Raw genomic sequence first — 26396 nt, 5'->3', positions numbered from 1 at the left:
TTTGATTTATAATTGGTTTATATCTAAATAATATTGGCGTATTTTAACAATTTAAATAACATACAAGCAAATTTATTGTGCATTTTATGGTTAAATTTTAAATAAACCCTTGATTTTGAAGATAAATCTGTTAAAATTAAATTTGGACTGACAAAAACTTAACAATGAGTAATGATATTAATAATAATAAATTATGAGGAGTGGATGATATGTCATTAGTTACAACAACAGAAATGTTTAAAAAAGCCTATGAAGGCGGTTATGCAATCGGTGCGTTCAATGTTAACAATATGGAAATAATCCAGGGTATAACAGAGGCTGCTAAAGAAGAAAAGGCACCTTTGATACTTCAGGTATCAGCAGGAGCAAGAAAGTATGCAAACCATACATACCTTGTAAAATTGGTAGAAGCTGCAATTCAGGAAACTGGTCTTCCAATAGCTTTACATTTGGACCACGGTGATACTTTTGAACTTTGTAAGTCATGTATTGATGGTGGTTTCTCATCAGTTATGATAGATGGATCACACCATTCATTCGAAGAAAACATCAAATTGACTAAACAGGTTGTTGATTATGCTCACGACAAAGGAGTAACAGTTGAAGGTGAATTAGGAAGATTAGCAGGTATCGAAGATGCAGTTAATGTTTCCGATAAAGATGCTGCTTTCACAGATCCTGACGAAGTTGAAGAATTTGTTAAGAGAACTGGAGTTGATTCATTAGCTATAGCTATTGGAACAAGCCATGGTGCATTCAAATTTAAAGGCGAAGCTAAATTGAGATTCGATATTCTTGAAGAAGTACAAAAGAGACTTCCTGGATTCCCAATAGTATTACACGGTGCATCATCAGTTATGCCTGAATATGTTGAAATAATAAACAAATTCGGCGGAAGCATGCCTGGTGCAAAGGGCGTTCCTGAAGATATGTTAAGACAAGCTGCTAAAATGGCTGTTTGTAAAATAAACATTGACTCAGACTTAAGACTTGCTATGACTGCTACAATCAGAAAGTATTTTGCTGAAAATCCATCACACTTTGACCCAAGACAATACTTAGGACCAGCTAGAACAGCGATTAAAGAAGTTGTTAAGCATAAACTGGTTAACGTATTGGGATGTAACGGAAAAGCTTAATTTTCAAAAAAGTTTACTATACAGAAATTAATAGATTTTTATAAAAAAGTTAAACAATTAGCAATAAAAGGTTGTTCTATTTTTAAATAGAGCAGCCTTTTTGTTTTGTGTCCGGGAAATTATGGTGTACATATATACTATAACAATTCCTTAATGAATAAAAAATTCCATTAAGTAAATAATATGTACCGAGGTGTTATGGATAATGTCAATAAAAGTGGGTATCCCAAAAAGTCTGTTTTATTATCAAATGTATCCTTTGTGGAATACATTTTTTGAAGAGTTGGGAGCTGAGGTTGTAACCTCACAAAGCACAACTAAAAAGGTTTTGGATAACGGTGTAAGAATATGTGTTGATGAAGCCTGTGTACCGGTTAAATTGTTTCATGGACATGTACTGGAAATCAAAGATAAGGTTGATTTTTTGTTTATTCCAAGGCTTACAAGCATTTCTAAGGGTGAGTATGTATGTCCCAAATTCGGTGGATTGCCGGATATGATTAAAAATACCATAAAGGGATTGCCGGAAATAATTGATGTGGAAATAAACTGTAGAAAAGATGAAAATAATGAACTTGACAGTATTATTAAAATAGGAAGCTTCATAGTAGATGATGAAAAGCTTATAAGAAGAGCATATAGGGCTGCGTTGGATAAATTCAATGACTACAATGAGGACATAAAAAAAGGATTTATGCCTGAGGATGAAAAGAATAGAAAGAGTAACTTATTTGTTGTGAAGGACAGCGGTATTATAAATATAGCTGTAATCGGGCATCCATACAACCTTTATGACAGCTATATAAATATGAATTTGTTCAAGAAGCTGAGAACACATGGAGTCAATATTATCACACAGGAGATGATAAGCGATGATATAGTAAGTCATCATGCTGCAAAGCTTAACAAAAGGGTTTTCTGGAACTTCGGACGAAAAGCCTTGGGCTCAGTAATGCACATGATAGAAGAAAGAAGTGATATTAAAGGAATAATATATCTTATGTCGTTCGGATGCGGTATAGATGCGTTTATTGGTGATTTGGCGGAAAGAACGGTTAGGCGGAACACCGACATACCGTTTATATACGTAACAATTGACGAACACTCGGGTGAAGCGGGACTTGACACCCGGTTGGAGGCATTCATTGATATGATAAGGTGGAGGGAAAATAATGAAGTTGACATTTCCGCATATGGGTAATACATATATTCCGGTTAAGGCTATGCTGGATGATCTGGGAGTTAAATATGTAATTCCTCCTTTTAATAATAAAAAGGCATTGGAAATAGGTACTAAGCTTGCCCCGGAATTGGCCTGCCTTCCTCTTAAAATAAATCTGGGCAACTTTTTACAGGCACATGAAATGGGTGCGGATTCAATATTGATGACAGGAGGGTGCGGACCCTGCAGATTTGGCTATTATTGTGAGATGCACAGGGAAATATTGAAGGACCAAGGGACGGATATGAAGGTAATAACACTGGATATACCCGGCAATGATTACAGTAAACTTATTAACAACATAAGAGAAATTGCAGGCGGATTAAATATATATAAAATATTAAAGGCAGTAAAAAATACAGTTGAGATTTCAAAAAGGGTAGATGAACTGGAAAAGCTTACTTTTAAAATAAGACCTAGGGAAATACGTAAGGGAATGACTGATAAAATTTATAAGTCTTTTCTTTATAATGTTCTTAAAATAGATGGATCAAAGAACATCAAAAAGCATATTGATGATACGACGAATGAGCTTTTGAATATTGAAACGGACAAGACAATAAACCCCATAAGGGTGGGAATTGTAGGTGAGATATATACAACTAACGATCCCTATACAAATCTTTTTATAGAATCAAGGCTTGGAAATGAAGGTATAGAGGTCACAAGACCTGTTACCGTTAGCGGATGGATAATCGATCATATGCTTAAAAAAGCATTGCATCTAAAAGGTGATGAGAGATATAAGAAAGCTGCAAAGCCATACTTGGGTGCAATGATAGGAGGACATTCCCAGGAAACCATAGGGAATTCTGTGCTGTTTGCCAAGGATGGTTTTGACGGAATTGTTCAGATATTTCCTCTTGGATGTATGCCTGAGATTGTATCGGAGAGTATTTTGCCATCTATTGAAAGGGATTTTAAAATACCCATCATGTCACTCATAATTGATGAAATGACTGGGGAAGCAGGCTATATGACTCGAATTGAAGCATTTGTAGATTTGCTTAAAAGAAGAAGGGAGATAGATTCATTTGAAGGAAAAGGGATGTTATCTTGGAATTGATGTAGGCTCTGTGAGTACAAATCTTGTTGTGATAGATGAAGATGGCTATGTGATTGAAAAGCTATATCTAAAGACTGGTGGACAACCCATAAAAGCTATGAGAACAGGAATAAATATGTTAAATGACTCATTGGGAGATTCAGTTAATATAATGGGTGTTGGTGCAACCGGGAGTGGCAGGCATTTGGCCAGGGTTGTAGTTGGATGTGATATAGTGAAAAATGAAATAACCTCCCATGCAATTGCAGCGTTAAAGCTTGTGCCTGATGTAAAGACTATACTGGAGATAGGTGGTCAGGATTCAAAAATAATACTTGTAAGAAACGGTGTTGTTTATGACTTTGCAATGAATACAGTATGTGCAGCAGGAACAGGATCTTTTCTGGATAGGCAGGCAGCAAGGCTGGATATACCAATTGAGGAATTTGGAAAACATGCACTAAATTCCAGCTCTCCGGTAAGAATCGCCGGAAGGTGTGCTGTATTTGCAGAGTCTGATATGATCCACAAGCAGCAGGCTGGACATAGCGTTGAAGATATAATCAGCGGGCTCTGTGAAGCATTGGTAAGAAATTATATCAACAATCTTGCAAAAGGCAAAGAATTACTTGAGCCATTTGTTTTTCAGGGTGGAGTGGCTGCAAATCAGGGAATAGTGGCAGCATTTGAAAAGGAATTGAAGACAAAGATCATAATTCCACAATATTATGATGTTATGGGTGCATTTGGAGCAGCATTGATGGCTAGGGAAAAAATGCATCAAAAAGAGTATGAAACAAGCTTTGGTGGATTTGATATCTCTAAAAGGGACTTTACTGTAACCAGCATGGAATGTAATGACTGCTCTAATATGTGTGAACTCATCAAGATTTCATCAAACGATACTGTTTTAGCAAGCTGGGGTGACAGATGCGGCAAATGGTCTGCACAGTACAAGGAAAGTGAGCAGTTAAGCCTGGTAGTAACTTAGGGCATTTATAGATAATACTTTGACAGGAAAGCAAAGAGCCAAAGGTGTCTTTGGCTCTTTTTACTAAACTAAACTTTAAAGTGTGAAATTGATTTGTTAAGCTCTTGTGCCATATCATTAAGCAGCTTTGATTGAGAGGATACTTCACTGATACCTTCAATTTGCTGCTGTGTTGTTGCAGTTATTTCTTCTATTGTAGCAGCAGTTTCCTGTGAAACTGTAGAAATATTATTTATTGTCTCAAGAGTCTTAACACTTGATTGGAGAATTTTGTTTACCGATACCTCAAATTCTCTTGTAAAGTCGCTTATGTTTTCCATTGATCTGAATATTTCCTTAAACGAATTGTCTGTTTCGTTAACTGCATTTAATTGCTCTACTACTATTTCCTGTGTTTTATTCGCAGAGCTGAATGTGGTTTCTGCCTTTAATTGAATATTCTGTATAGAGTTATTTATTGACGTTAGAGATTCCTTAGTCTTGTCAGCAAGTTTTCTAACTTCTTCAGCAACAACTGCAAATCCCTTTCCTGCATCACCTGCTCTAGCTGCCTCAATGGCTGCATTTAAAGAAAGCAGATTGGTCTGTTCAGAGATATTGCCTATAAATTTAACAATCTTTTCTATTTCTTTCATATCAGTGTAAAATGATTTTATTTGTTGTACGATGTCTTCTGATACCTTGCTTGTCTGAGCAGATATGTTTGTAAGAGCTTTTACAGTTTCAAGTGCATTTTGACTTAAATGTTTTGTGCTGTAAATAATTTCAGTAACAGTTTTCATGTCGTTGCCTACTTTTTTTATATCATCAGACAATTCAGTGACATATTCAAGGGACTTATAGTTATTGGCAGCCTGGTCAGTAGCACCCTTGGCTATTTCATCCATGCTGACGGCGATTTGCTCAGATGAAGTATAATATGTATATGACATATTGCTAAGCTTTTCTGCACTGGATAAAACCTGGTTTGAAGAAGTGTTTACCTTAGTTACAAGCATCCTTATATTTGTAATCATATTATTAAAGTTATTGCTCAGGTTTGAAATTTCATCCTTGTAGTTATCAGTGATTGAAATATTAAGATTACCTTCTGTTGCTTTTTGCATAAGACTTTCAAGCTTTCTTAAAGGACTTGAAATACTTATGGCTATAAATATTGATATTATAATGGCTAGTATAAAAAGTATTAAGCTTACATAGAATATGGTGGTTCTTATTGCTACTGATTCGCTTTGTATAAAGGCTGTCGGTATAGTAGCAACAACAAACCAGTTTGAGTCGGGAACCTGGGCAAAGGTATTTAAAAACTCTTTGCCGTCATCTTTTAAGTATAGGTGTCCTTTTTTTACAGCATTATTTTTGGAAGCATTCTTTTCATTCAAAGTATTATTTAGATGTTTTATTAAATTTTCATTGGTATACTTGGTATTTATCTTGATGCTTTCGGTATTTTTACTGGAAATAACTGTTCCAGAAGTATCTACCAGGAATATATCCTTGGAACCATCGATGTTTATAGATTTATATATATTTCCTATAAATGCTTCGTTAAAAAATACCACAAGGGTACCTAAAGTAGTGTTTGTAAGTTCGTTATATAATTCTACAACTGAGACTATATAATTTTGTGAGGTCTTTGATCCCTTTTTCATCATCCAAACATATTTGCCTTTAGCTTGTGATGCAATGGATTCAAATTCTTTTGCGTTGTTTTCAAAATCCATGCTTACATGATATGCAGAAGCACCTGCTAAATAACGGCCTTTAGAAATGTATATTGCTCCTTCACAGCCATCCATAACAGAGGGTGAAAATTTTTGTACTATAAGGGGGTCTATTTGATAGGTTAGTTCATTTTCTGGAAGTTCACCCCCATCGTATTTGTTTAGAAGCTCTATAAAATCTTCGCTTCTCATAAATTCCCTTCCACTGGATTCAATGAAAAACAGCATGTTCTTAACATTTTGGCTGAACTGTGACATAATCTCACTGGAGTAGGATTGTGTCTTGGATTCAACGGCGGAACTGGACTTGCTGTAGCTCAGTATGCCAATACTAATCAATGGTACACTGGTTAAAAGAATAAAAAATACCAGAAGCCTTTTTTGGATCCTTACATACCTGGATAACTGTGCTATTTTATCTGGTAATTTTTTGCAAATCACTAGTAGTTCCAACAAGGGCTTTTTGTAATTTGATACAAATTTCCTGATAATACTCATAAAGATACCCCTTTTCTATGACCGTTTTCATAAATTTTATTAATATTTTGAATCCCCCGATGGTAAGTAAATAGATGATAAGAGTAAAAAGAAGCTGTAAGTAGTTTTCATAATATTTTATCGGCTAACAATATAAAGTACTTTAGCGTTAAGTTAAGATAAAAGCATGCTAAAAGTTACCAAATATAAAGCCAAAGGAAATTTTATTTAAAAAAACTACCTTTGGCTTTATTACAAGAATATGTTTAATTTATAAGATTAAATTTTAAAGTGTGAAATTGAATCATTAAGCTCTTGTGCCATTTGTCTTAATAGTTTTGACTGGGATGATACTTCACTTATACCCTCAATTTGCTGTTGGGTCGTTGCACTTATTTCTTCAACAGATGCAGCAGTTTCTTGTGATACCGATGAGATGTTATTTATTGCTTCTAACGTCTTAGTACTGGAATCTAGTATATAATTTACAGATACCTCAAATTCTTTCATATACTTACTAATGTTTTCCATTGAATTAAAAATTGCTTTAAATGAATCATCTGTTTCATTAACTGCATTCATTTGATCGCTTACAATTTCTTGGGTTTTATTTGCAGACATAAATGCTAAGTCTGCCTTGGATTGAATGTTCTGGATTGAATTGCTTATTGATGTTAATGATTCTTTTGTTTGATTGGCAAGCTTCTTAACCTGATCGGCAACTACTGCAAATCCTCTTCCTGCTTCGCCTGCTCGAGCTGCTTCGATAGCTGCATTTAATGATAGCAGATTAGTTTCTTCGGAAATATTGTCAATAAATTTTACAATGTTTTGTATTTGTTTCATATCAGCATAGAAGGAATTGATTTGAGTTACTATATCTTCTGATACCTTGTTGGTTTGGATAGATTTTTCATTTAGTGATTTTACCGATTTTATCGCATTTTGACTTAAATATTTAGTGTCATGTATGATCCCGGAGACAGTTTTCATATCCGAGTCTACTTTCTCAATATCATTTGATAATGTAGTTAGATACCCAAGTGATTTATAATTGTTTGAAGCCTGGTTAGAGGCACCTTTAGCAATTTCATCCATACTGATTGCAATCTGTTCTGAGGAGGTATAATAAGTATGAGACATTTTACTGAGCTTTTCAGCACTTGACAGAACTTGCGTTGAGGAAGTGTTTACCTTCGCAATGAGGTTTCTTATATTTGATACCATTTCATTAAAGTTATTACTTAAGGTGGATATTTCGTCATTAAAGTTGTCATTGATGGAAATAACAAGATCACCCTCTTTTGCCTTCTTCATAAGGTCCCCAAGTTTATACAAAGGATTTGAAATGCTAACGGCAATTAAAAATGAAATAATTACAGCCAGAATGAAAATAATTAAGCTTACATAAATAATGGTTGTTCTTATGGCCAATGATTCACTTTGTATAAAGGATAATGGAATAGTAGATACAGCAAACCAATTTAAACCAGGCACTTGAGAATATGAAAACAAATGCTCTTTACCATTTTCAGATATGTATGTATATCCCTTTTTCGGTTGATTGTCTTTGGCTGGATCAGTTTTGTTGGACTCTAGAGAACTTTTAATAGCATTAACAAATGTTTTGTTGGAATATTGGGTATTTATTTTCAAATCATTCTTATTCTTACTGGAAATTATTGTTCCTGATGTATCAACAACAAATATATCTTTAGAACCATCTATATAGGTTGAGCCATATATACTTCCAATGAAGGATTCATTTAAAAAAACTATAATAGTACCTAAGGGATCGTTTGTAAGTTCATGATATACTTCAACAAATGACAGGATATAATTCTGGGAAGTTCTTTCACCCTTCTTCATAAGCCACGTATACTTTCCGTTTGCGTTTTTTGCCATAGATTCAAAATCTTTCAACATAGTCATAAATTCACTGCCGGTCTGATAGCTTGAAGTAGTTCCTACTATTTCGCCCTTGGTTAAGTATATTGCTCCTTCACAGCCTTCTATTACTGTTGGGGAGAACTTGTTATTTAAAATTGGATTTATTATTACTGATGTATCCATAATAGGTATTCCGCCTTGGTCATACTGCTTTATTGCTTCCATGAACTCTGTAGTTTTCATAACTTCATTACAACCGGATTCGATGAAAAACAAAATATTTTTAACATTTCTTGAAAACTGTGACATGATTTCGCTGGAATAGGACTCAGTCTTTGACTGAACTGCTGAGCTGGATTTGGTATAGCTAAGTATAGCGATGCTTAGCAAAGGGATACTTGAGAGCAGAATAAAAAATGTGAGAAGCCTTTTTTGAATTCCAATATATCTTGAGTATTTTGCGACGTTATATGGTGCTTTTTTTAAATGTTGTAAGAAAGCTAATTGAGATATTTTTTTGAGTTTATAGAATTTCATAAAAATGCTCCTTTACTAATATAAAGTTTGGATAACGAGAGAACATATACCTGTTGTTCTTAAAACATTCAAACATAGGTAATATATAATTATTTATCGGCATTTCAACATAATAATTAAGAATTAGTATTTTCCAAATGAAGAACTGTGCCATTGTATCAATTACGAGAAATTATGGTTAAGATTAATAATACTTTAGTATATATAAAAACTGTCAAGTATATTTTAGCACTCTCACAAGCAGAGTGCTAAAATATACTTGACAAAACCTTAAGTAAATGTAATATTAATAATTAGAAATAATGGTTAAGGAGGCATTTATATGATGCATGAGAGCGGAAGTATATCAATAAACACGGAAAATATCTTTCCTATTATTAAGAAATGGCTATATTCAGAAAAGGACATTTTCGTCCGTGAACTGGTATCAAACTCCTCGGATGCCATAAGCAAGTTAAAGAAATTGAGCACTATAGGTGAAGCTGACTTAGATGGTGACGATAAATGGCAAATAAGAGTTGTTGTTAATAAAGAAGAAAAGACAATGCAAATTATCGATAATGGTATAGGGATGACATTTGAAGAAGTTGGCAAGTATATTAATCAAATTGCTTTTTCAGGTGCAAAGGACTTTTTGGAAAAATATAAGGATAAAACTGATGAAGGGCAGATCATAGGTCACTTTGGTCTTGGATTCTATTCTTCATTCATGGTGTCCGACAAGGTACAGATTGATACATTGTCTTTTAAGAAGGATGAGAAAGCTGTAAGATGGGTTAGCACAGGCGGCATGGATTATGAGATGGGTGAGTCTGACAGAACTTCAAGGGGGACTACTATAACATTGTTTTTATCTGAAGACAGCCTTGAGTTTCTTGATAGTTTTAAGGTTAGAGAAATCCTCGAAAAGTATTTTTCCTTCCTTCCATATGAAGTATATTTTGATTCTATAGAAGAGCCTTCTGCACAAGCTGAAGAAGCTGAAAAAGATAAGGAGCCTAAGGAGCTAAAACCCATTAATGATACAAATCCTCTCTGGCTTAAGAACCCGAAGGATTGTACTGATGAAGAATATAAGGAGTTCTACAGAAAAGTATTCCATGACTTTAATGAGCCGCTGTTTTGGATTCATTTAAATATGGATTATCCATTTAATCTAAGGGGTATTCTGTATTTCCCAAAATTAAAGCATGAGTTTGAAACCATGGAGGGCCAAATTAAGCTGTATTACAACCAGGTATTTGTTGCGGACAACATAAAAGAAGTAATACCTGAGTTTTTGATGCTTTTAAAAGGTGTGCTGGATTGTCCTGACCTTCCTCTTAATGTTTCAAGAAGCTTTTTGCAAAACGACGGTTATGTAAACAAAATATCTGCCCATATTACTAAAAAGGTGGCAGATAAGCTTACATCGATCTATGAGAATGACAGGGAAAATTTCAACAAGTATTGGGATGATATTAATCCTTTTGTAAAGTATGGATGTATCCGTGAAACTAAATTCTATGACAGGGTTAAGGATATAGTTATTTATAAGACAACAAATGGAGATTATGTTTCACAGAATGAGTATTTAGAACGCAACAAGGAAAAGCATGAAAACAAGGTTCTCTATGTTTCGGATGAGAGGCAGCAGGCCCAATATATAAAACTGTTCAAGGACAACGGAATGGAAGCTGTTATACTGTCTACAATGATAGATAATCATTTCATAAGCTTTTTAGAATCAAAGCAAACTGAGATTAAGTTTTTGAGAATTGATTCCGATCTTTCAGAAAGCTTGAAGGAGAAGGAAGAGAATGTTGATGAAGCTGCATCAAAAGAGCTCCAGGAAAGCTTTGAAAAGCTGTTTAAGGATGCACTTGGCAACGATAAGTTAAAACTCAAAGTGGAAAGTCTCAAAGCAGTCGGTGTACCAGGCATGATTCTTTTAGATGAGCATTCAAGAAGAATGCAGGAGATGTCTCAAAGGTTTGGTGGGTTCGACATGAGCCATATGTTTGGAAATGAAGAGACTCTGGTACTTAACAAAAATAATGATTTAATAAAAAAGGTTATTAATATTAAGGATAAAGATGATCGCAAAGATGAGGTTAAGCTTATTTGCGAGCATATATATGATCTTGCGATGATGAGTCATAAGCAGCTTAGTGCTGAAGCTATGACAAAGTTTATTGAAAGAAGCAATATGTTGCTGACAAGGTTGGTAGAAGTGTAAAAAAGTGGTTTGCTGCTTAATATCAAATTAAGCAGCAAACCACTTTTTTCTAATGTCCGTTATATCTTAAACTACAGTTTATTTATCATTATCCCTTATTTCAACCCTGCGTATTTTGCCACTGATAGTCTTTGGAAGTTCCTTAACAAATTCAATGATTCTAGGGTATTTATAAGGTGCCGTAACCTTCTTAACATGGTTTTGAAGCTCTACAACCAGTTCCTCTGAAGGATTATAGTTTTTAGCCAGAACAATGGTAGCCTTTACGATTTGTCCTCTGTCGGTATCAGGAACTGCCGTTATTGCACACTCTAAAACTGCAGGATGCTCTAAAAGTGCACTTTCAACTTCAAAGGGCCCTATTCTGTATCCAGAGCTTTTTATAACATCATCAGCCCTTCCAACAAACCAAAGATACCCATCCTCATCACGCCATGCCATGTCTCCGGTATAATAAATGTCATCATGCCATACTTTAGACGTAAGGGCTGAATCTCTGTAATACCCGTCAAACATACCTACAGGTTTTCTTTTAGTTGTACGTAAAATTATCTGGCCTTCTTCGCCAACCTCACATGAGCTGCCATCTTCATTGATTATATCAAGATCATATCCAGGGGAAGGCTTACCCATGGAACCGGGCTTAGGTTCCATCCAAGGATATGTAGCAGCTGTCACAGTCAGCTCGGTTTGTCCGTACCCTTCCATAAGTTTAAGACCGGTAGCATTATAAAATTGATTATAAACTTCAGGATTAAGGGGTTCGCCTGCAACTGCACAGTATTTTAGCTTGCTGAAATCATATTTGGAGAGATCTTCCTTAATGAAAAACCTGTATATTGTCGGTGGGGCACAGAAAGAAGTAACACCGTATTTGGTTATAACTTCAAGAAGCTCTTTTGGAACAAACTTGTCATAGTCGTATACAAATACTGCTGCTCCTGAAAGCCATTGACCGTATATTTTTCCCCAAACTGCCTTTGCCCAGCCTGTATCCGCTACAGTGAGGTGCAAACCGTCTTCGGCGACATTTTGCCAGTATCTAGCTGTAAGGATGTGACCAAGGGGATATGTGTAATTGTGCCTTACCATCTTTGGCATTCCTGTGGTTCCGGATGTAAAGTACAGGAGTAGAATATCTTCGTTTGTAGGTGCATCACTGCCTATAGGTCTTACGAAGTCAGCAGAGGCTTTGGAAAGCTCACTTATAAAATCAAACCAGCCGTCGCGGCTGCCTCCTACAAGTGCTTTCGATTTTAGTGAAGGTGAATCAGGCTCAGCATCCTCAACATGCTTTATTACTTCCGGTTCATTAACACAAATTATCATTTTTATATCTGCGGCATTGTTCCTGTAAACAAGATCCTTTTTAGTAAGCAGGTGAGTCGCCGGAATACACACTGCTCCAATTTTGTGAAGAGCAAGTATCAGGAACCAGAATTCATAACGTCTTTTCAGTATAAGCATTACAGGATCGCCCTTTTTGATTCCTGCATCTTTTAAGAAATTAGCCGCCTTATCGCTGTATTCCTTTAGCTGCTTAAATGTAAATTCAGCATAGTCGCCTTTTTCATCACACCATACAATAGCTCTTTTATCAGGTGTTTTTTCAGCATAATGGTCAACTACATCATAAGCAAAGTTGAAGCTCTGCGGCACATTTATTTTAAAGTTTTCATAGAAATCCTCGTAAGAGTTAAATTCAACACGAGGAAGGTATTTTTCCAATAACATTTGTAAACCTCCTGAACTCTTTATAATTACAAGATTATCGCTAAAAATTTAGCAACTTTCCCATTTAACGCTTTCATCCCATGTTTTGCAGAAGAATCAAAAAAGAGTGAATCTCCCTCATTTAAAATGATTTCATGTCCATCGATTACTATTTTTAAAGTACCTTGCAGACAGTAATTGAATTCCTGACCGGGATGTGAATTGGTTTTTATAGGAGACTCTTCCTGATCAGGTTCTACAGTTACTAAAAATGGTTCAGCCTTTTTGTGAAGGAAATTATATGCAAGGTGCTGGTATTTGTAGTCGGTTCTGCGATTTACTTCTATCCCTTTGTCTTTTCTTACAAGAGCATAGGTACGAAGCTTGGGACCTTCCCCTGTCAGAATAGCTGTAAGATCAACATTGAACTTGTTGGCAATTTCATAAAGAAAGCTTACAGGTATATCATAAGTACCGCTTTCGTACTGCTTATATGTCTCTACAGGCACTTTTAATTGCATTGCCAAATCCTCTATTGAAACTTTTGAAATTTCTCTTAATTCTTTGATACGCAATGCGATTTGCTTGATTTGTTCGGACATAGCATCATCTCCTCATAAAATGTGTTTAGGAATATTGTATTGGTCCTAATTATTCCTAGGAATTACCAAAATATAACTTCCGCTATAAATTTCGCTCATGTGTTGACTTAACTCGTCAACACCCGCTCAAATGCGGAAGTAATATTTTAATTATTCCTTAATAAACAATATAATCATAGCATAATGAAAAGATAAAAGTAAAGAATTTGAGCCACTTTAAGGGCAAAATTAACGATTTGGTATAAATTCCATAAATTTTGTGGAAGCTTTTGACAGGGGTACTGACTTCATAGAAATTATTCCGAGTTTCCTTTCCGGCAGCTTCTCTTTGGTTTGGACCTCAAAAATTTCTTTTTTACATAAGGCATCCATTGCACTCTCTTTTAGAACACATGCTACGCCCAGACCTATTTTTGCAAAATCAACAAGAAGATCAACGCTTTCCAGCTCAATTTCAGGAGTAATTAATACCCCTATACTCCTAAAGTAAATATCAAGGTTACGTCTGGTTGAGCTGTTTTTTTCCAGCATTAAGAGAGGGTAACAGGTTATATCTCTTAGATCAATACTTATATTCATCAAATCACTGTATTTGTCTGAGGCAACGAAAATATCCTGGACATTCATAAATTCACTGACAGATATATCATCATCTTCAACGGGGAGAGTAACAATACCAAAATCTACTATTCCATTTTTGAGAAGATTAAGAATTTGTGAGGATGTCCTATTTATAACATGAATCTTAATTTTGGGATAAAGTGTATTGAATTTCTCCAAATAAGGTACCAAGTGGTATCTGCACACTGTATCACTTGCACCTATCCGGATTTCACCTGCATCCATGTTCTGTATTTCAAGAATTTTGTGCTCAGCTGTCTTTATGAAATTGTATGCCTGCTCTACATGGGTTAATAGAAGAACACCTTCATTTGTAAGGACCATTTGCTTTCCTTTTCTAGTAAAGAGCTTGGCACCTAACTTATCTTCCAGGTGTTTTACTGATTGACTTACTGCGGACTGTGATATGAAAAGCTTTCGTGATGCTGATGAAAAGCTTTCTGATTTAGCAGCAAGGTAAAAAATTTTATAAAGCTCAAAGTTAACATCCATAAGTTTTCCTTATATATCATATTAGTATTATTAATTTTACTTATTCATGATATCATATTATAATGATAGAGTAAAATGTAATTTAATTTGTTACTATATGTTTTTCAATAATCATTTACATTTTTATTTATAACAAAACATTTTCCTAAATTTACATGTTGCGAAAAATTTTTGAATGATAATTATAGATGGGGGATATATGAATGAATAAAATAGTACGTAGGATTTTTGTTGAAAAAAAGAAGGGATTTGATATAGAGGCCAACGGCCTTTACAGAGATCTCAAAAGAAATTTAAAGCTTGATGGATTAAAGTCTGTAAGGATAATCAACAGATATGATGTTGAAGGGGTATCAGATGAAGAGTATGATGCAGCGAGAAAGATAATTTTTTCAGAACCTCCGGTTGACAGTGTTTGTGATGAAAAGATAGATTTAGACAGCAACAGCAGGCTTATAGCAATTGAATACCTTCCAGGCCAATATGATCAGAGAGCAGATTCTGCTTCTCAATGTGTTCAGATACTAACTGAAGGGGAGAGGCCTGAGATAAAAGTAGCAAAGCTTATCGTTCTTGATGGACAAGTCTCAGACGAAGAATATTTAAGGGTAAAGAACTATTGCATAAACCCTGTTGAGTGCCAGGAAGCAAAGCTTGACAAGCCCTATACCCTGGATGTGGATGTATTGATGCCTGACGATGTAAAAGAGCTTACTGGTTTTATAGAAATGGATGATTCTGGGCTTATGGAGTTTATGAACCAAATGGGATTTGCCATGTCCTTTGAAGATTTAAAATTCTGCAAGCAGTACTTTAAGGACGAAGAAAAGAGAAATCCAACAGTTACGGAGATAAGGGTAATCGATACCTACTGGTCGGATCACTGCAGGCATACAACATTCTTAACTGAAATAAAAAATGTGGATATAGAAAAGGGAGTATACACTGAGGCTATAGACAGGGCATACAAAGCCTATATTGATTCAAGAAGCTATGTGTATGAAAAAAGAAACAAGGATGTTTGCCTTATGGATATTGCTACAATAGCCATGAAGGAGTTTAAGAAGAAGGGCATGCTGGAGGACCTGGATGTTTCGGACGAGATAAATGCTTGCAGCATAGTGGTTGATGTAGATGTTGACGGAAAGAATGAAGAATGGCTTGTAATGTTTAAGAATGAAACTCATAACCATCCAACAGAAATAGAGCCTTTTGGCGGTGCAGCCACATGTCTTGGAGGAGCTATAAGAGATCCGCTTTCAGGACGTTCATATGTATATCAGGCAATGCGTGTAACAGGAAGCGGTGACCCAAGAACCAGCGTAGAAGACACTATCCCTGGAAAACTGCCTCAGAGGAAGATAACTACAGGAGCTGCAGCCGGCTATAGCTCTTACGGTAATCAGATAGGACTTTCCACAGGTCAGGTTGCTGAGGTTTATGATGAGGGTTTTGTTGCAAAGAGAATGGAAATTGGTGCCGTTATTGGAGCTGCACCAAAGAGAAATGTAATAAGAAAAGCTCCACAGGCAGGAGATGTGATCATACTTCTAGGCGGCAGAACCGGTCGTGACGGCTGCGGAGGTGCTACCGGATCTTCAAAGGAGCATACCGAAGAATCACTTCTCACATGCGGTGCTGAAGTTCAAAAAGGTAATCCTCCTACTGAAAGGAAGATACAGAGGCTATTTAGAAAACAAGAAGTAAGCAGCATGATCAAAAAGTGCAATGACTTTGGAGCAGGAGGCGTTTCCGTTGCCATAGGTGAGCTGGCTGATGGTCTTGTAATAAATCTTGATGCAGTGCCTAAAAAGTATGAAGGCCTCGATGGAACAGAGCTTGCTATTTCTGAATCCCAGGAAAGAATGGCGGTTGTTGTTGATAAGGAAAATGTAAATGCATTTATAGATGCAGCAAGGGAAGAAAACCTTGAAGCAGTGGTAGTTGCTGAAGTTACTGAGCTAAACAGGCTTAGAATGAGCTGGAGAAATAAAACGATAGTAAATATAAGCAGAGACTTTTTAAACACCAATGGTGTAAAGCAAACCTCCGAGGTCAGCGTTGAAGCACCTTCAGATAAGGAAAATTACTTCAGCAAGCTGCCGGATGAAGTATTAAAGGAATCCGATATGGAATCCAAGTGGCTTTCAAATCTTTCTCGCTTAAATGTATGCAGTCAGAAAGGATTAGTTGAAAGATTCGATGGAACTATAGGTGCAGGCTCTGTATTGCTTCCTTTTGGGGGGGAATATCAGCGTACACCTCAGGAAGGTATGGCTGCCAAAATACCTTTATTAAATGGTGATACTACTACAGGTACATTGATGACATATGGGTACAACCCGATGATTGCCAAATGGAGTCCCTTCCATGGTGCTGTTTTTGCAGTGGTTGAAGCTGTTGCAAAGATTGTAGCATTAGGCGGTGATTATGAGAAAGCAAGGCTCACATTACAGGAGTACTTTGAGAAACTTGGAAAGGATCCGCAGAAATGGGGCAAGCCATTTAGTGCACTGCTTGGTGCATATATGGCCCAAAAGAATTTTGGAATACCTGCTATAGGCGGGAAAGACAGCATGTCTGGAACTTTTAAGGATATGACTGTTCCTCCAACTTTGGTTGCTTTTGCTGTAGCGGCTGTAAACGTAAACAACGTGGTGTCTGCTGAGTTTAAGGAAATAGGCAGCAAGGTTGTTATGATAAAAGCATTAAGAGATAAAGACGAAGTTCCGAATTTTGATAAGTTGAAGTCAGGTTATAAAAAGGTGAGTGAGCTTATAAAGTCGGGTAAGGTACTGGCTTCAAGCACTGTGAAAGCAGGAGGAATAGCTGAGGCCGTAAGTAAAATGTCCTTTGGTAACATGATTGGAATGAAGTTTGATGACGGATTTGATTCCGATTATATGTTTAAACCCGAAATAGCATCGATTATTCTTGAAATGCCGGGAGATACTAATCTTAAAGAAGCATTTGGTGATATTGAATACACACTGTTAGGTCAAACACGAAAAGAACAGGTTATAAGTATAAACGGTATTGATATCAGTCTTGAAAAAGCTTTGGAAAGCTGGGAAAATACCCTTGAAAGAATCTTCCCAACAAGAACTGATGAGGAAGCAGGCAAGCCTAAAAATTATTTGCACCAAATAAGGAACACTAAAAGATCAGGTGCAAGCATAGCTAAGCCTAGGATATTCATACCTGTTTTTCCAGGAACAAATTGTGAGTACGATACTGCCAAAGTGTTTGAGAAAGCAGGAGGAACTGCGGATGTTTTGGTAATAAAGAACCTCTCTTCACATGAGATAGAGGAATCCATAGAGCTGATGGTTAAGAAAATAAATAATTCACAGATAATTATGATTCCTGGAGGCTTTAGCGGTGGGGATGAGCCGGACGGTTCAGGAAAGTTTATTGCAACTGCTTTTAGAAACCCTTATGTTAAAGAGGCGGTTATGAACCTTTTAAATCAGAGAGACGGATTGATGTTGGGTATATGTAATGGATTCCAGGCACTTATCAAGTTGGGACTTGTTCCTTATGGAGAAATCAGGGATCTTACAGACGATAGTCCTACACTTACTTTCAACACCATCGGTCGCCATGTATCCTGTATGGTTAGAACAAAAGCAGTTTCGGTAAAATCACCATGGTTTAACAATGTTAATGCGGGTGATATCCATACAATAGCAGTATCACATGGTGAGGGAAGGTTTGTTGCCAATGAGGCTGTTTTAAGAGAAATGGAAAAGAACGGTCAGATCGCTACCCAGTATGTTGACCTTGATGGAAATCCAACATATGATATAAGGTTCAACCCCAATGGATCCATAGAGGCTATAGAAGGCATTACCAGTCCCGACGGAAGGGTTTTAGGTAAAATGGGGCACTCGGAGAGAATTGGAACTAATGTAATAAAAAATGTTCCAGGGGAAAAGGATCAGAAGTTATTTGAAGCAGGAGTACAGTATTTTAGGTAAGGAATGATTAAAGAATTACTTCCCCTTCTGAGCGGGTGTTAACGAGATAAGTTAACACGAAAGCGAAGTATAGGGGAAGTTATTTCTTCAACATTCCAAGGAATGATTGAAGAATCAATATAATAAGACGAAAGAGGGAAAATGATATGGCAAATAATCCTATAGCAACAATTGAAATGGAAAATGGAAACAAGATAAAGGTAGAACTTTATCCAAACATCGCACCAAATACCGTAAGGAATTTTATTTCTCTTGCACAAAAAGGCTTTTACAATGGTCTTGTATTTCACAGGGTTATCCCGGATTTCATGATCCAGGGTGGATGTCCGGAGGGAAGCGGTATGGGTGGTCCAGGCTACAGTATCCGTGGTGAGTTTTCACAAAATGGGCATACTAATAACTTGAAGCACCAGAGAGGAGTAATTTCCATGGCTAGATCGAGGATGCCCAACTCTGCTGGCTCTCAGTTCTTTATAATGGCTGCAAATTCACCCCATTTAGATGGACAATATGCATCATTTGGCTTGGTAACTGAAGGCATTGAAGAAGTAGACAGAATTGTCGCTGTTAAAAGGGATTATAATGATAAACCTTTAGAGGACCAAAAGATAAAGAGCGTTACTGTGGATACCTTTGGAGAAGATTACAGTGATGTAGAGAAAGTAATGCCTTAGATATATTAAAAAACTCCACGTTTCACTTATTCAAATTGAAGTGAGACGTGGAGTTTTACTTAGGAAATGTGGGAATGATTGAAGATTATACCCCAAAAACATGTTTTCCAATTTCAGTTACAATTTTTCTTGACCATATCCACTTACTGGTAGCTGTGGCAGGGTTCCAATAAAACACACAGCCATATGTGGGGTCCCATCCGTTTAAAGCATCTGCGGCAGCCTTAACGGATTCTTTGTCCGGCTCAAGATTGATTTGGCCGTCATAAACAGCATCAAATGCTCCAGGTTCGTATATAACCCCTGCTATGGTCTTGGGGAATCTTCCATCCCTTGTCCTATTTAGGATTACAGCACCAACAGCAACTTTTCCTGTGTACGGTTCTCCCCTTGCTTCTCCATGAATAAGCCTTGCAAGAAGATAGGTGTCTCCACTATTGGAATAATTGTTTTTAGTACTAGCAGTTGTTTCACCTGTTGGAAGGCCTAATGCTGCCAGCGTTTGAGGACCAGCGATTCCGTCCACAGACAATCCGTTTTTTGATTGGAAGTAAGTAACTGCTTTATAAGTGTTATAACCATATATCCCGTCAACGATATCTTTGTAATACCCCCAGTTGTATAGTTTTGACTGAATATCAATAACTTCTTGTCCCCGTGAACCATAATATGATAGTGCTGCTTTGCTAAAACCATAAAAGTCCAATATTGTCTCTCTGTATACCGTTGTCAGACAAAGAACTAAACATAATGCCAATGCTATTATTGATGATAGATATTTTTTTTTAGACAATTTACTCTCCCTCGCTATTTTAATTTATTATTATGAATTTTGTTCATAATTAGCTGGAATACATAAATTATTATTTGCAGTTTAGTTTAAATAATTCAAAATTTCAATGAAAGAATAAAAAATGATGACATTATTTTTCGCGAAGGACTTTCCTTTTTAACGGCAGAGTTATATAAAAGTGTGAACCTTGGCCTGGAGCACTATTTACATTGATATGACCATGGTGCTCTTTGACAATTATTTTTGCTATAGAAAGTCCGAGTCCTGATCCGCCGCTTTCGCTTGATCTGGAAGAATCTACACGGTAAAATCTATCAAAAATCTTATGATGGTGCTCCTTGGGTATGCCAACACCAGTATCTGAAACAACCACTTCTACATTTGTATCTGTTCGCCTCAAGGATATCTTTATATGGCCGCCTGATGGAGTGTATTTAACTGCATTATCCGTAAGAATTGTAATGAGCTGTTTAATCCTGGCTTCACTGCCGTAAAAGTTTACATTAGACTGGATATCTTCCAATATATCAATATTTCTGCCTTCACATAGAAGCTTGAAGGAAATAGCAGTTTCCTTACACACGATATCCAATGGAAAATTGCTCATTTCCAGTTGGGTCTCATTTGAATCTGATCGAGCAATAAAAAGTAAGTCATTAACAAGATTTGTCATTCTGACATTCTCGGCTTTTATGTTGTCAAGCCAGTTCAGCTGGCTTTCTATAGTATCTTTCTTATTGATCATTACCAGCTCAAGGTTTGTTTGTACTACAGCAAGAGGGTTCTGAGTTCATGGGAAGCATCTGCGACAAAATCCTTTTGCCGTTCCCATGATTTTTTTACAGGTATAAGAGCCCTGTTGGCCATAAATAGGCTGGCAAGGAATGTGATTAGTACTGTAATTGTTCCAACGGTTATAATTATAGTAAGCAAATTTTTTAGCATTTGTGTTTCAGGTTGAGTATTAAAATATACTATTTTTAACAGGTCGTTTCTGAAGTTGGAATATGACTTTAAAAATCTGAAATTGATACCTTCAATTTTTATATTCCCGAAGTCCTTATCAATTTTCATTGTTTCATCTACAAGCAGGGATATTTCGTCATAAGTATTGGTAAGGTTATTCGAAATGTCAACTATATTTCCGACGCTGTCAACCATAACAAAGAAATAGTTGGTATCAAGATGTTTTGCTCTCGTAATAAATGGAGTATATCTAAACCTGTCATTTATTGCTATGGATCTCATCATATTTTCAGATTGTCTTATCAGACTTTGCTTCATAAAAACATAAACACCTGATAAAAGAAACAGGAATATTAGTCCGGTAACTATAGTGTTTGTAAGGGTGAGTTTTAGTCTTAATCTTTTAAACATTGTTATCCTCCCTGAATGAATAACCGATACCTCTTATGGTTTCAATGCGTACCCCTGTATCTTTAAGATTAAGTTTCCTTCTAAGATAATAGATATAGATTTCTATATTATTCATATCTACATCAGAGTCAAAACCCCAAACCTTGCTTAAAATCTGATCCCTGGTGATAACCTTTCCCTTATTACGGATAAGGTATTCCAAAAGTTGGGACTCTTTGAGGGTTAGCTTAATTATTTTGCCATTCATCATTACTTCGCAGTTTAATGGGTCTAATTCGAATAGGCTGGTTTTAAGGTTTGAGCTTTGAATTTGTTCATTCTTTCTACGGCCAAGTGCTCTTATCCTTGCTAAAAGCTCATCTGTTGAGAAGGGTTTAACAAGATAATCATCAGCACCGGAATCCAAACCCTCAACCCGGTCTTTTATCTCATCTTTGGCAGTAAGAATCAGAACCGGTGTTGAGATATTTTGCTTCCTCAAGTCACGTAAAATAGAAAGTCCTTCCTTTCCGGGAAGCATTCTATCCAATATAATAACATCGTATATATTGCTTTCCGCCATATCCTGACCTGAAGGGCCGTCGTATGCTGTATCTACAAGATAATTGTTCTTTTTTAAAATGTAAGAAAGTGCGTCAGAAAGTCTACGCTCATCTTCAACCAAAAGGAGTCTCATATGTTCTTTCCTTTCATTATGAGTATATGTATTTTTAGATGTACTGCTTTATATAATTTTATCATTACCTTTTTATTATAAGTCACTTTCCTTTATATTTCCTTAATTATATTAAGGAAATATAGCATAAAAAATTTAAAAAATCCTATGGCCAAAATTTATTTGTGTTTTTAAGGATTTTCTAAGGATTGTATTTTAAAATTAAAAACAAGTGAAAAACATTAAGCAGGAGGTATATATTGTGAAGAAGGTATTTGGCAAAATCAAGGGATTATTTGGGAAAAAGCTGATAAAAGTGCTTATTGTATTAATTGTTTTAGGATCTGTGGGTTTTGGTCTTGTTAAGTTTGACGTTATAAAAATCGGTTCCAAAACAACAAGCACAAGCCAGCAGCAAAGAACAACAAGGGTTCAGAAGGGGACCATATCCCAGGCAGTTACAGGCTCCGGGTATATCGAACCGGCAAATAAAGTAGATATTTCAACAAGTGTATCAGGTACCATAACAAAGGTCTATTTTAAGGATAAGGATAATATAAAAGCGGGAGATTTGCTTTATGAGCTTGATGATTCCGATGCAAAGCTAAATTATGAAAAAGCGAAAAATAATCTGGCATTGAATCAGGTTACAGCCAATGACAATCAAAGGAGTATAACAGAGCTGAGCATCAGTGCTCCAATAAGCGGAAGAGTGAGTAACTTTACTCTTAAGTTAGGGGATGAGATTGGAAAAGGTGCGAATATACTTTCTATAACAGATACATCAAAATTAAAGATAACAGTTCCATTTAATGCATCCCTAAAGAATGAGGTTCAACCGGGACAAAAGGCAGTGCTCCATATCCAGGAATTAATGCAATCGGTAAACGGTGTTGTTACATATATAGGATCTAATCCATACCCATCAGCTTCAGGAGGGCAGGTTTTTGACGTTGAAGTAACCTTTGATAATCCTGGTGCCTTAAAGGAAGGTTTAAGAGCAACTGTTTCCGTTAGCACATCTTCAGGTAGCCATACAAGTACAGATGCAGGTAAGATGGAGTATGTAAATGTAAAAAATATTAAAAGCACTTCCGGTGGAACGGTGAGAAGTATAAATGTAAGGGAGAATTCTCATGTTAATGCCGGAGATGTTTTAATAGAGATGGAAAATGATGATTTATCCCTGGCAAAGCAAAATAGTGATCTAAAAATCCTTGATGCCAGTGCACAGGTAGAATCAGCAAAAAAACAACTTTCATACTACAAGGTGTATGCATCAATTGATGGAATAATTATGGATCAGACAAAGAAAGTTGGAGACAATGTGAAGGCAGGAGATATCCTTGGAAATATTATAGATATGAAAAATCTTCAGTTTGATGTGGATATAGATGAGCTTGACATTGATAAAATCAAGGCTGGACAGAAGGTAAATATTACCGTTGATGCTCTGACTGAAACAAATACAAAGCCTTTATCAGGAGAAGTTTCAAAGATAGCTTTTGAAGGTACATCATCTAATGGAGTAAGTGTTTATCCTGTTACTATTAAGGTTAATGATATCGAAAATCTAAGGATTGGAATGAATGTCAACGCAAGTATAATGGTATTGGAAAAACCTGATGTACTCATGGTGCCAATCGAAGCGGTAACAAAGTTCGGTAATAGAAGCAGTGTATGGGTCAGAAGCAGCGGAACCAATCAGGGAAGTGATATACCGGGACCAGGCGGCGATTGGGGCGGCAATTCAAATGGAAATAGTTCAAACAGTAATGGAGAACAAGCAGAAGGTAATAATTCTAATAGAAGACAAAGACCACAATCAAATGATAGCCAAGAGCAACAAAGTGGAAATGATAGAAGCAATCGCCAGGGAGTACAGGGAACCGGTAATTCCAATAGGATGATGCAAAGAAATTCTGCTATGTCGGAATATTATAAAGGTGCAGTACCAAAACAGGTTACTTTAGGAATAAACAATGATTCTTATATTGAAGTTTTAAGTGGTCTTGAAGAAGGAGATATAGTAATATTACCTCCATTGACAACATCCGGTTCTGCTCAGAGTACTACCAACCAATCCGGATTTAGAATGGGAGTTGGTGGAATGACAGGTGGAATGCCTGGAGGTGGGATGCCTGGAGGAAGTTCACAAAGGAGCAGCACTCGTCAATCTGGTGGACAACAAGGAGGCCAAAGGTAAGACTGACCAAATTCAGGAGGATGGATATGATTGAAATATCTAACATGCAAAAAATATATAAAATGGGTGATAATGTAATAAATGCTTTGAATGGTATTAATCTTTATATTGGCAAGCATGAGTTCGTTGCCATAATTGGACCTTCAGGTTCTGGAAAATCTACGCTTATGAACATGTTGGGGTGCCTCGATACTCCGACATCAGGGACTTACACTTTGGATGGCCGTGAAATAAGTAAGATGAATGATAACCAACTGGCTGAAATAAGAAATTTTAAGATAGGGTTTATATTTCAAGGCTTTAACCTTCTACAAAAGCTTTCTGCCATTGAAAATGTAGAACTTCCTCTTATATATCAGGGAGTTGGAACAAAAGAGAGGCATCAGAGGTGCAAGGTTGCACTGGAAATGGTAGGCTTAGGCAGCAGGCTGCATCATAAACCCACTGAATTATCAGGAGGACAGCAGCAGAGAGTTGCGATAGCAAGAGCACTAGTAAGTAATCCACCCATTATTCTTGCAGATGAGCCTACAGGTAACCTTGATACCAAATCAGGTGCAGAAATAATGGGCATTTTAAAGGAACTTCATAAGAATGGCAATACTATTATTCTCATAACCCATGACAATGATATAGCAAATCAGGCTCAAAGAATTGTCAGAATCCAGGATGGAGAAATTATTGAAGATAGGGAGGTGGGATAAATGGGGCTTCTTCAAGCTTACAAAATGGCCATTAAAAGTATATTAAGCAACAAGGTAAGATCGTTTCTTACCATGTTGGGTGTTATTATAGGGGTTGGATCAGTTATTGCGGCTGTAGCATTTGCACAGGGAAGTACAAAGAGTATAACCGATTCACTTCAAGGCCTTGGTACAAATCTTATATCAATTAGTATCACAGGAAGGAACAGCAATAGAAATATTACGTATGACGACCTTAAGAAGTTTTCTGAGGAGAATAGCAGTGAAATTGCAGCGGTAGCACCACAAGTCAGCAGCAGTGTTACAGTAAAGGTAGGAACGAAAACCAGGGATACCAGCATGGTAGGAACCAGCCCGGAATATGAAACCATAAGAAATGTACATGTACAGTCTGGAAGGTTTTTGCTTTCATTTGACTTGGATTATAGACAAAAGGTTGCAATAATAGGCACGGCAGTGGCAAATGATGTTTTTGAAGGTGTAAATCCAATTGGGCAGACTATTAAAATTAACGGTCAGATTTATAAGGTTGTGGGGTTATTAGAGCAAAAAGCAGGTGGACAGGATCAATCGGAAGATGATCAGGTGATTATACCTGTAACATCGGCTCAAAGGCTTAGCAGATCAGCAGTAATCAGAAATTTTTCGGTACAGGCTGCAGCACCTGAAGCTGTTACAAGTGTTATGGATAAGCTAAATGCAATGCTTCAGAAGATTTATAATAATACCAGTTCCTACAGAGTATTTAACCAAGAGCAGATGCTGTCAACCCTTAATAACATAACTGGCATAATGATGCTGGTACTTGGCGGAATAGCGGCGATATCATTATTGGTTGGCGGTATAGGTATAATGAACATAATGCTTGTATCGGTAACAGAAAGAACCAGGGAAATTGGTATAAGAAAAGCTATTGGTGCCAAGAGAAGAAGCATATTGGTACAGTTTATGATTGAAGCTGCCATGGTTACCGGCATAGGAGGCATTATAGGAGTGCTCATGGGGCTTGGAATTATTAAGTTTGTAATAGGTAATATTGGTAAGTTTAATTCCTCATTTGCAATCCAGCCTGTTTATTCACTGGAGTGGATATTAATTTCATTCGGTATTTCACTTGTAACCGGAATTGTGTTTGGTCTTTTCCCAGCCTACAAGGCTGCAAAGTTAAATCCAATTCAAGCATTGAGATTTGAATAAGGGGATTTCAAAAATTTCCTTGGTCAATTTTTTGTGGTGAATAGTAGTAAAATCAATATTTTTGAAATCTCCAGTTGACCAGTTAGTTTTTGGAATTACCTAAGGTATATAATGGCATTTTAAATTTAATGGAGGATAA

The 26396-nt window shown here is 36.5% G+C and carries 19 protein-coding genes; 10 read left to right on the top strand and 9 right to left on the bottom strand.

The annotated features are described in order from the left end of the window. The first annotated feature begins 209 nt into the window (after window positions 1-209). From fba to Bccel_RS17850, 4 genes are all read left to right on the top strand, one after another. The gene (gene fba, locus Bccel_RS17865; RefSeq protein WP_036938802.1) at window positions 210-1139 is read left to right on the top strand and encodes a class II fructose-1,6-bisphosphate aldolase; all 930 of its coding nucleotides are present in this window, start codon (window positions 210-212) and stop codon (window positions 1137-1139) included. Window positions 1140-1344: 205 nt separating this feature from the next. Next, entirely contained in the window at window positions 1345-2340 is a 996-nt protein-coding gene (locus Bccel_RS17860; protein WP_036938800.1) for an acyl-CoA dehydratase activase-related protein, read from the top strand. Next, a complete protein-coding gene (locus tag Bccel_RS17855; protein WP_036938797.1) occupies window positions 2312-3427 on the top strand; it encodes a CoA protein activase in 1116 nt (371 codons plus the stop codon). The genes Bccel_RS17860 and Bccel_RS17855 overlap by 29 nt, the downstream gene beginning before the upstream one ends. Further along, window positions 3396-4397, top strand: a complete 1002-nt coding sequence (locus Bccel_RS17850; protein ID WP_036938794.1) for an acyl-CoA dehydratase activase — start codon at window positions 3396-3398, stop codon at window positions 4395-4397. Before Bccel_RS17855 ends, Bccel_RS17850 begins: the two co-directional genes overlap by 32 nt. A gap of 68 nt (window positions 4398-4465) precedes the next feature. Here the strand turns inward: Bccel_RS17850 and Bccel_RS17845 are convergent, their stop codons facing one another. Both Bccel_RS17845 and Bccel_RS17840 read right to left on the bottom strand, forming a co-directional pair. After that, window positions 4466-6619, bottom strand: coding sequence for a methyl-accepting chemotaxis protein (locus tag Bccel_RS17845; protein ID WP_036938792.1), 2154 nt, complete (start codon window positions 6617-6619; stop codon window positions 4466-4468). Between the two features lie 258 nt (window positions 6620-6877). Continuing rightward, complete coding sequence (locus Bccel_RS17840; protein ID WP_036938790.1) at window positions 6878-9025, bottom strand: methyl-accepting chemotaxis protein; 2148 nt, start codon at window positions 9023-9025, stop codon at window positions 6878-6880. 322 nt (window positions 9026-9347) lie between these two features. Here Bccel_RS17840 and htpG point away from each other — a divergent pair, with 322 nt between their 5' ends. Further along, the gene (gene htpG / locus Bccel_RS17835; RefSeq protein WP_036938788.1) at window positions 9348-11243 is read left to right on the top strand and encodes a molecular chaperone HtpG; all 1896 of its coding nucleotides are present in this window, start codon (window positions 9348-9350) and stop codon (window positions 11241-11243) included. A 78-nt stretch (window positions 11244-11321) separates the two neighbouring features. On the opposite strand, the gene Bccel_RS17830 is transcribed toward htpG, so the two are convergent. The 3 genes from Bccel_RS17830 to Bccel_RS17820 all read right to left on the bottom strand — a co-directional run bounded on the left by Bccel_RS17830 (window position 11322) and on the right by Bccel_RS17820 (window position 14671). After that, window positions 11322-12977: an AMP-binding protein gene (locus Bccel_RS17830; protein ID WP_036938785.1), complete on the bottom strand. Its 1656-nt coding sequence runs from the start codon at window positions 12975-12977 to the stop codon at window positions 11322-11324. A 26-nt stretch (window positions 12978-13003) separates the two neighbouring features. Continuing rightward, window positions 13004-13558 (bottom strand): helix-turn-helix domain-containing protein, encoded by a 555-nt coding sequence (locus Bccel_RS17825; protein WP_036938782.1) that lies wholly within the window; start codon window positions 13556-13558, stop codon window positions 13004-13006. A gap of 228 nt (window positions 13559-13786) precedes the next feature. Next, window positions 13787-14671, bottom strand: a complete 885-nt coding sequence (locus Bccel_RS17820) for a LysR family transcriptional regulator (RefSeq protein ID WP_036938779.1) — start codon at window positions 14669-14671, stop codon at window positions 13787-13789. 203 nt (window positions 14672-14874) lie between these two features. On the opposite strand from Bccel_RS17820, the gene Bccel_RS17815 reads away from it, so the two are divergent. Both Bccel_RS17815 and Bccel_RS17810 read left to right on the top strand, forming a co-directional pair. Continuing rightward, window positions 14875-18651 (top strand): phosphoribosylformylglycinamidine synthase, encoded by a 3777-nt coding sequence (locus Bccel_RS17815; protein WP_036938776.1) that lies wholly within the window; start codon window positions 14875-14877, stop codon window positions 18649-18651. A gap of 146 nt (window positions 18652-18797) precedes the next feature. Next, window positions 18798-19325, top strand: a complete 528-nt coding sequence (locus tag Bccel_RS17810; protein WP_036938774.1) for a peptidylprolyl isomerase — start codon at window positions 18798-18800, stop codon at window positions 19323-19325. A gap of 85 nt (window positions 19326-19410) precedes the next feature. Here Bccel_RS17810 and sleB read toward each other — a convergent pair whose 3' ends face one another. The 4 genes from sleB to Bccel_RS17790 form a co-directional block, all read right to left on the bottom strand. Then, window positions 19411-20118 (bottom strand): spore cortex-lytic enzyme, encoded by a 708-nt coding sequence (gene sleB, locus Bccel_RS17805; protein ID WP_036938772.1) that lies wholly within the window; start codon window positions 20116-20118, stop codon window positions 19411-19413. Between the two features lie 130 nt (window positions 20119-20248). Further along, entirely contained in the window at window positions 20249-20863 is a 615-nt protein-coding gene (locus Bccel_RS17800; RefSeq protein ID WP_050753605.1) for a sensor histidine kinase, read from the bottom strand. Between the two features lie 23 nt (window positions 20864-20886). Beyond that, a complete protein-coding gene (locus tag Bccel_RS17795) occupies window positions 20887-21495 on the bottom strand; it encodes a sensor histidine kinase family protein (RefSeq protein WP_050753604.1) in 609 nt (202 codons plus the stop codon). Beyond that, window positions 21488-22171, bottom strand: coding sequence for a response regulator transcription factor (locus Bccel_RS17790; RefSeq protein WP_036938768.1), 684 nt, complete (start codon window positions 22169-22171; stop codon window positions 21488-21490). The genes Bccel_RS17795 and Bccel_RS17790 overlap by 8 nt, the downstream gene beginning before the upstream one ends. Window positions 22172-22412: 241 nt before the next feature. Between Bccel_RS17790 and Bccel_RS17785 the strand changes: the two genes are divergently transcribed. From Bccel_RS17785 to Bccel_RS17775, 3 genes are read left to right on the top strand one after another with little or no spacing between them, the layout of a single operon-like run. Further along, window positions 22413-24356: a beta-barrel domain-containing protein gene (locus Bccel_RS17785; RefSeq protein ID WP_050753603.1), complete on the top strand. Its 1944-nt coding sequence runs from the start codon at window positions 22413-22415 to the stop codon at window positions 24354-24356. Window positions 24357-24382: 26 nt separating this feature from the next. Further along, on the top strand, window positions 24383-25060 hold the full coding sequence (locus Bccel_RS17780; protein ID WP_036938766.1) for an ABC transporter ATP-binding protein: 678 nt from the start codon (window positions 24383-24385) through the stop codon (window positions 25058-25060). Next, window positions 25061-26257 carry an ABC transporter permease gene (locus Bccel_RS17775; RefSeq protein ID WP_036938764.1) on the top strand — a complete coding sequence of 399 codons (1197 nt, stop codon included), beginning with the start codon at window positions 25061-25063 and terminating at the stop codon, window positions 26255-26257. Window positions 26258-26396 lie beyond the last annotated feature (139 nt).

The sequence above is a fragment of the Pseudobacteroides cellulosolvens ATCC 35603 = DSM 2933 genome (assembly GCF_001262605.1).
GTDB lineage: Bacteria > Bacillota > Clostridia > Acetivibrionales > DSM-2933 > Pseudobacteroides > Pseudobacteroides cellulosolvens.
This window is presented reverse-complemented; position numbering and strand designations above follow the sequence as displayed.

Bases quoted from the DNA above. Each gene is read 5' to 3' on its own strand.
- Bccel_RS17855 (WP_036938797.1), top strand. From the start codon at position 2,312: ATGAAGTTGACATTTCCGCATATGGGTAATACATATATTCCGGTTAAG.
- Bccel_RS17820 (WP_036938779.1), bottom strand. From the start codon at position 14,671: ATGGATGTTAACTTTGAGCTTTATAAAATTTTTTACCTTGCTGCTAAA.
- Bccel_RS17860 (WP_036938800.1), top strand. From the start codon at position 1,345: ATGTCAATAAAAGTGGGTATCCCAAAAAGTCTGTTTTATTATCAAATG.
- Bccel_RS17845 (WP_036938792.1), bottom strand. From the start codon at position 6,619: ATGAGTATTATCAGGAAATTTGTATCAAATTACAAAAAGCCCTTGTTG.
- Bccel_RS17815 (WP_036938776.1), top strand. From the start codon at position 14,875: ATGAATAAAATAGTACGTAGGATTTTTGTTGAAAAAAAGAAGGGATTT.
- Bccel_RS17830 (WP_036938785.1), bottom strand. From the start codon at position 12,977: ATGTTATTGGAAAAATACCTTCCTCGTGTTGAATTTAACTCTTACGAG.
- Bccel_RS17790 (WP_036938768.1), bottom strand. From the start codon at position 22,171: ATGAGACTCCTTTTGGTTGAAGATGAGCGTAGACTTTCTGACGCACTT.
- Bccel_RS17840 (WP_036938790.1), bottom strand. From the start codon at position 9,025: ATGAAATTCTATAAACTCAAAAAAATATCTCAATTAGCTTTCTTACAA.
- Bccel_RS17810 (WP_036938774.1), top strand. From the start codon at position 18,798: ATGGCAAATAATCCTATAGCAACAATTGAAATGGAAAATGGAAACAAG.
- Bccel_RS17795 (WP_050753604.1), bottom strand. From the start codon at position 21,495: ATGTTTAAAAGATTAAGACTAAAACTCACCCTTACAAACACTATAGTT.
- fba (WP_036938802.1), top strand. From the start codon at position 210: ATGTCATTAGTTACAACAACAGAAATGTTTAAAAAAGCCTATGAAGGC.
- htpG (WP_036938788.1), top strand. From the start codon at position 9,348: ATGATGCATGAGAGCGGAAGTATATCAATAAACACGGAAAATATCTTT.
- Bccel_RS17780 (WP_036938766.1), top strand. From the start codon at position 24,383: ATGATTGAAATATCTAACATGCAAAAAATATATAAAATGGGTGATAAT.
- Bccel_RS17800 (WP_050753605.1), bottom strand. From the start codon at position 20,863: ATGATCAATAAGAAAGATACTATAGAAAGCCAGCTGAACTGGCTTGAC.
- Bccel_RS17825 (WP_036938782.1), bottom strand. From the start codon at position 13,558: ATGTCCGAACAAATCAAGCAAATCGCATTGCGTATCAAAGAATTAAGA.
- Bccel_RS17775 (WP_036938764.1), top strand. From the start codon at position 25,061: ATGGGGCTTCTTCAAGCTTACAAAATGGCCATTAAAAGTATATTAAGC.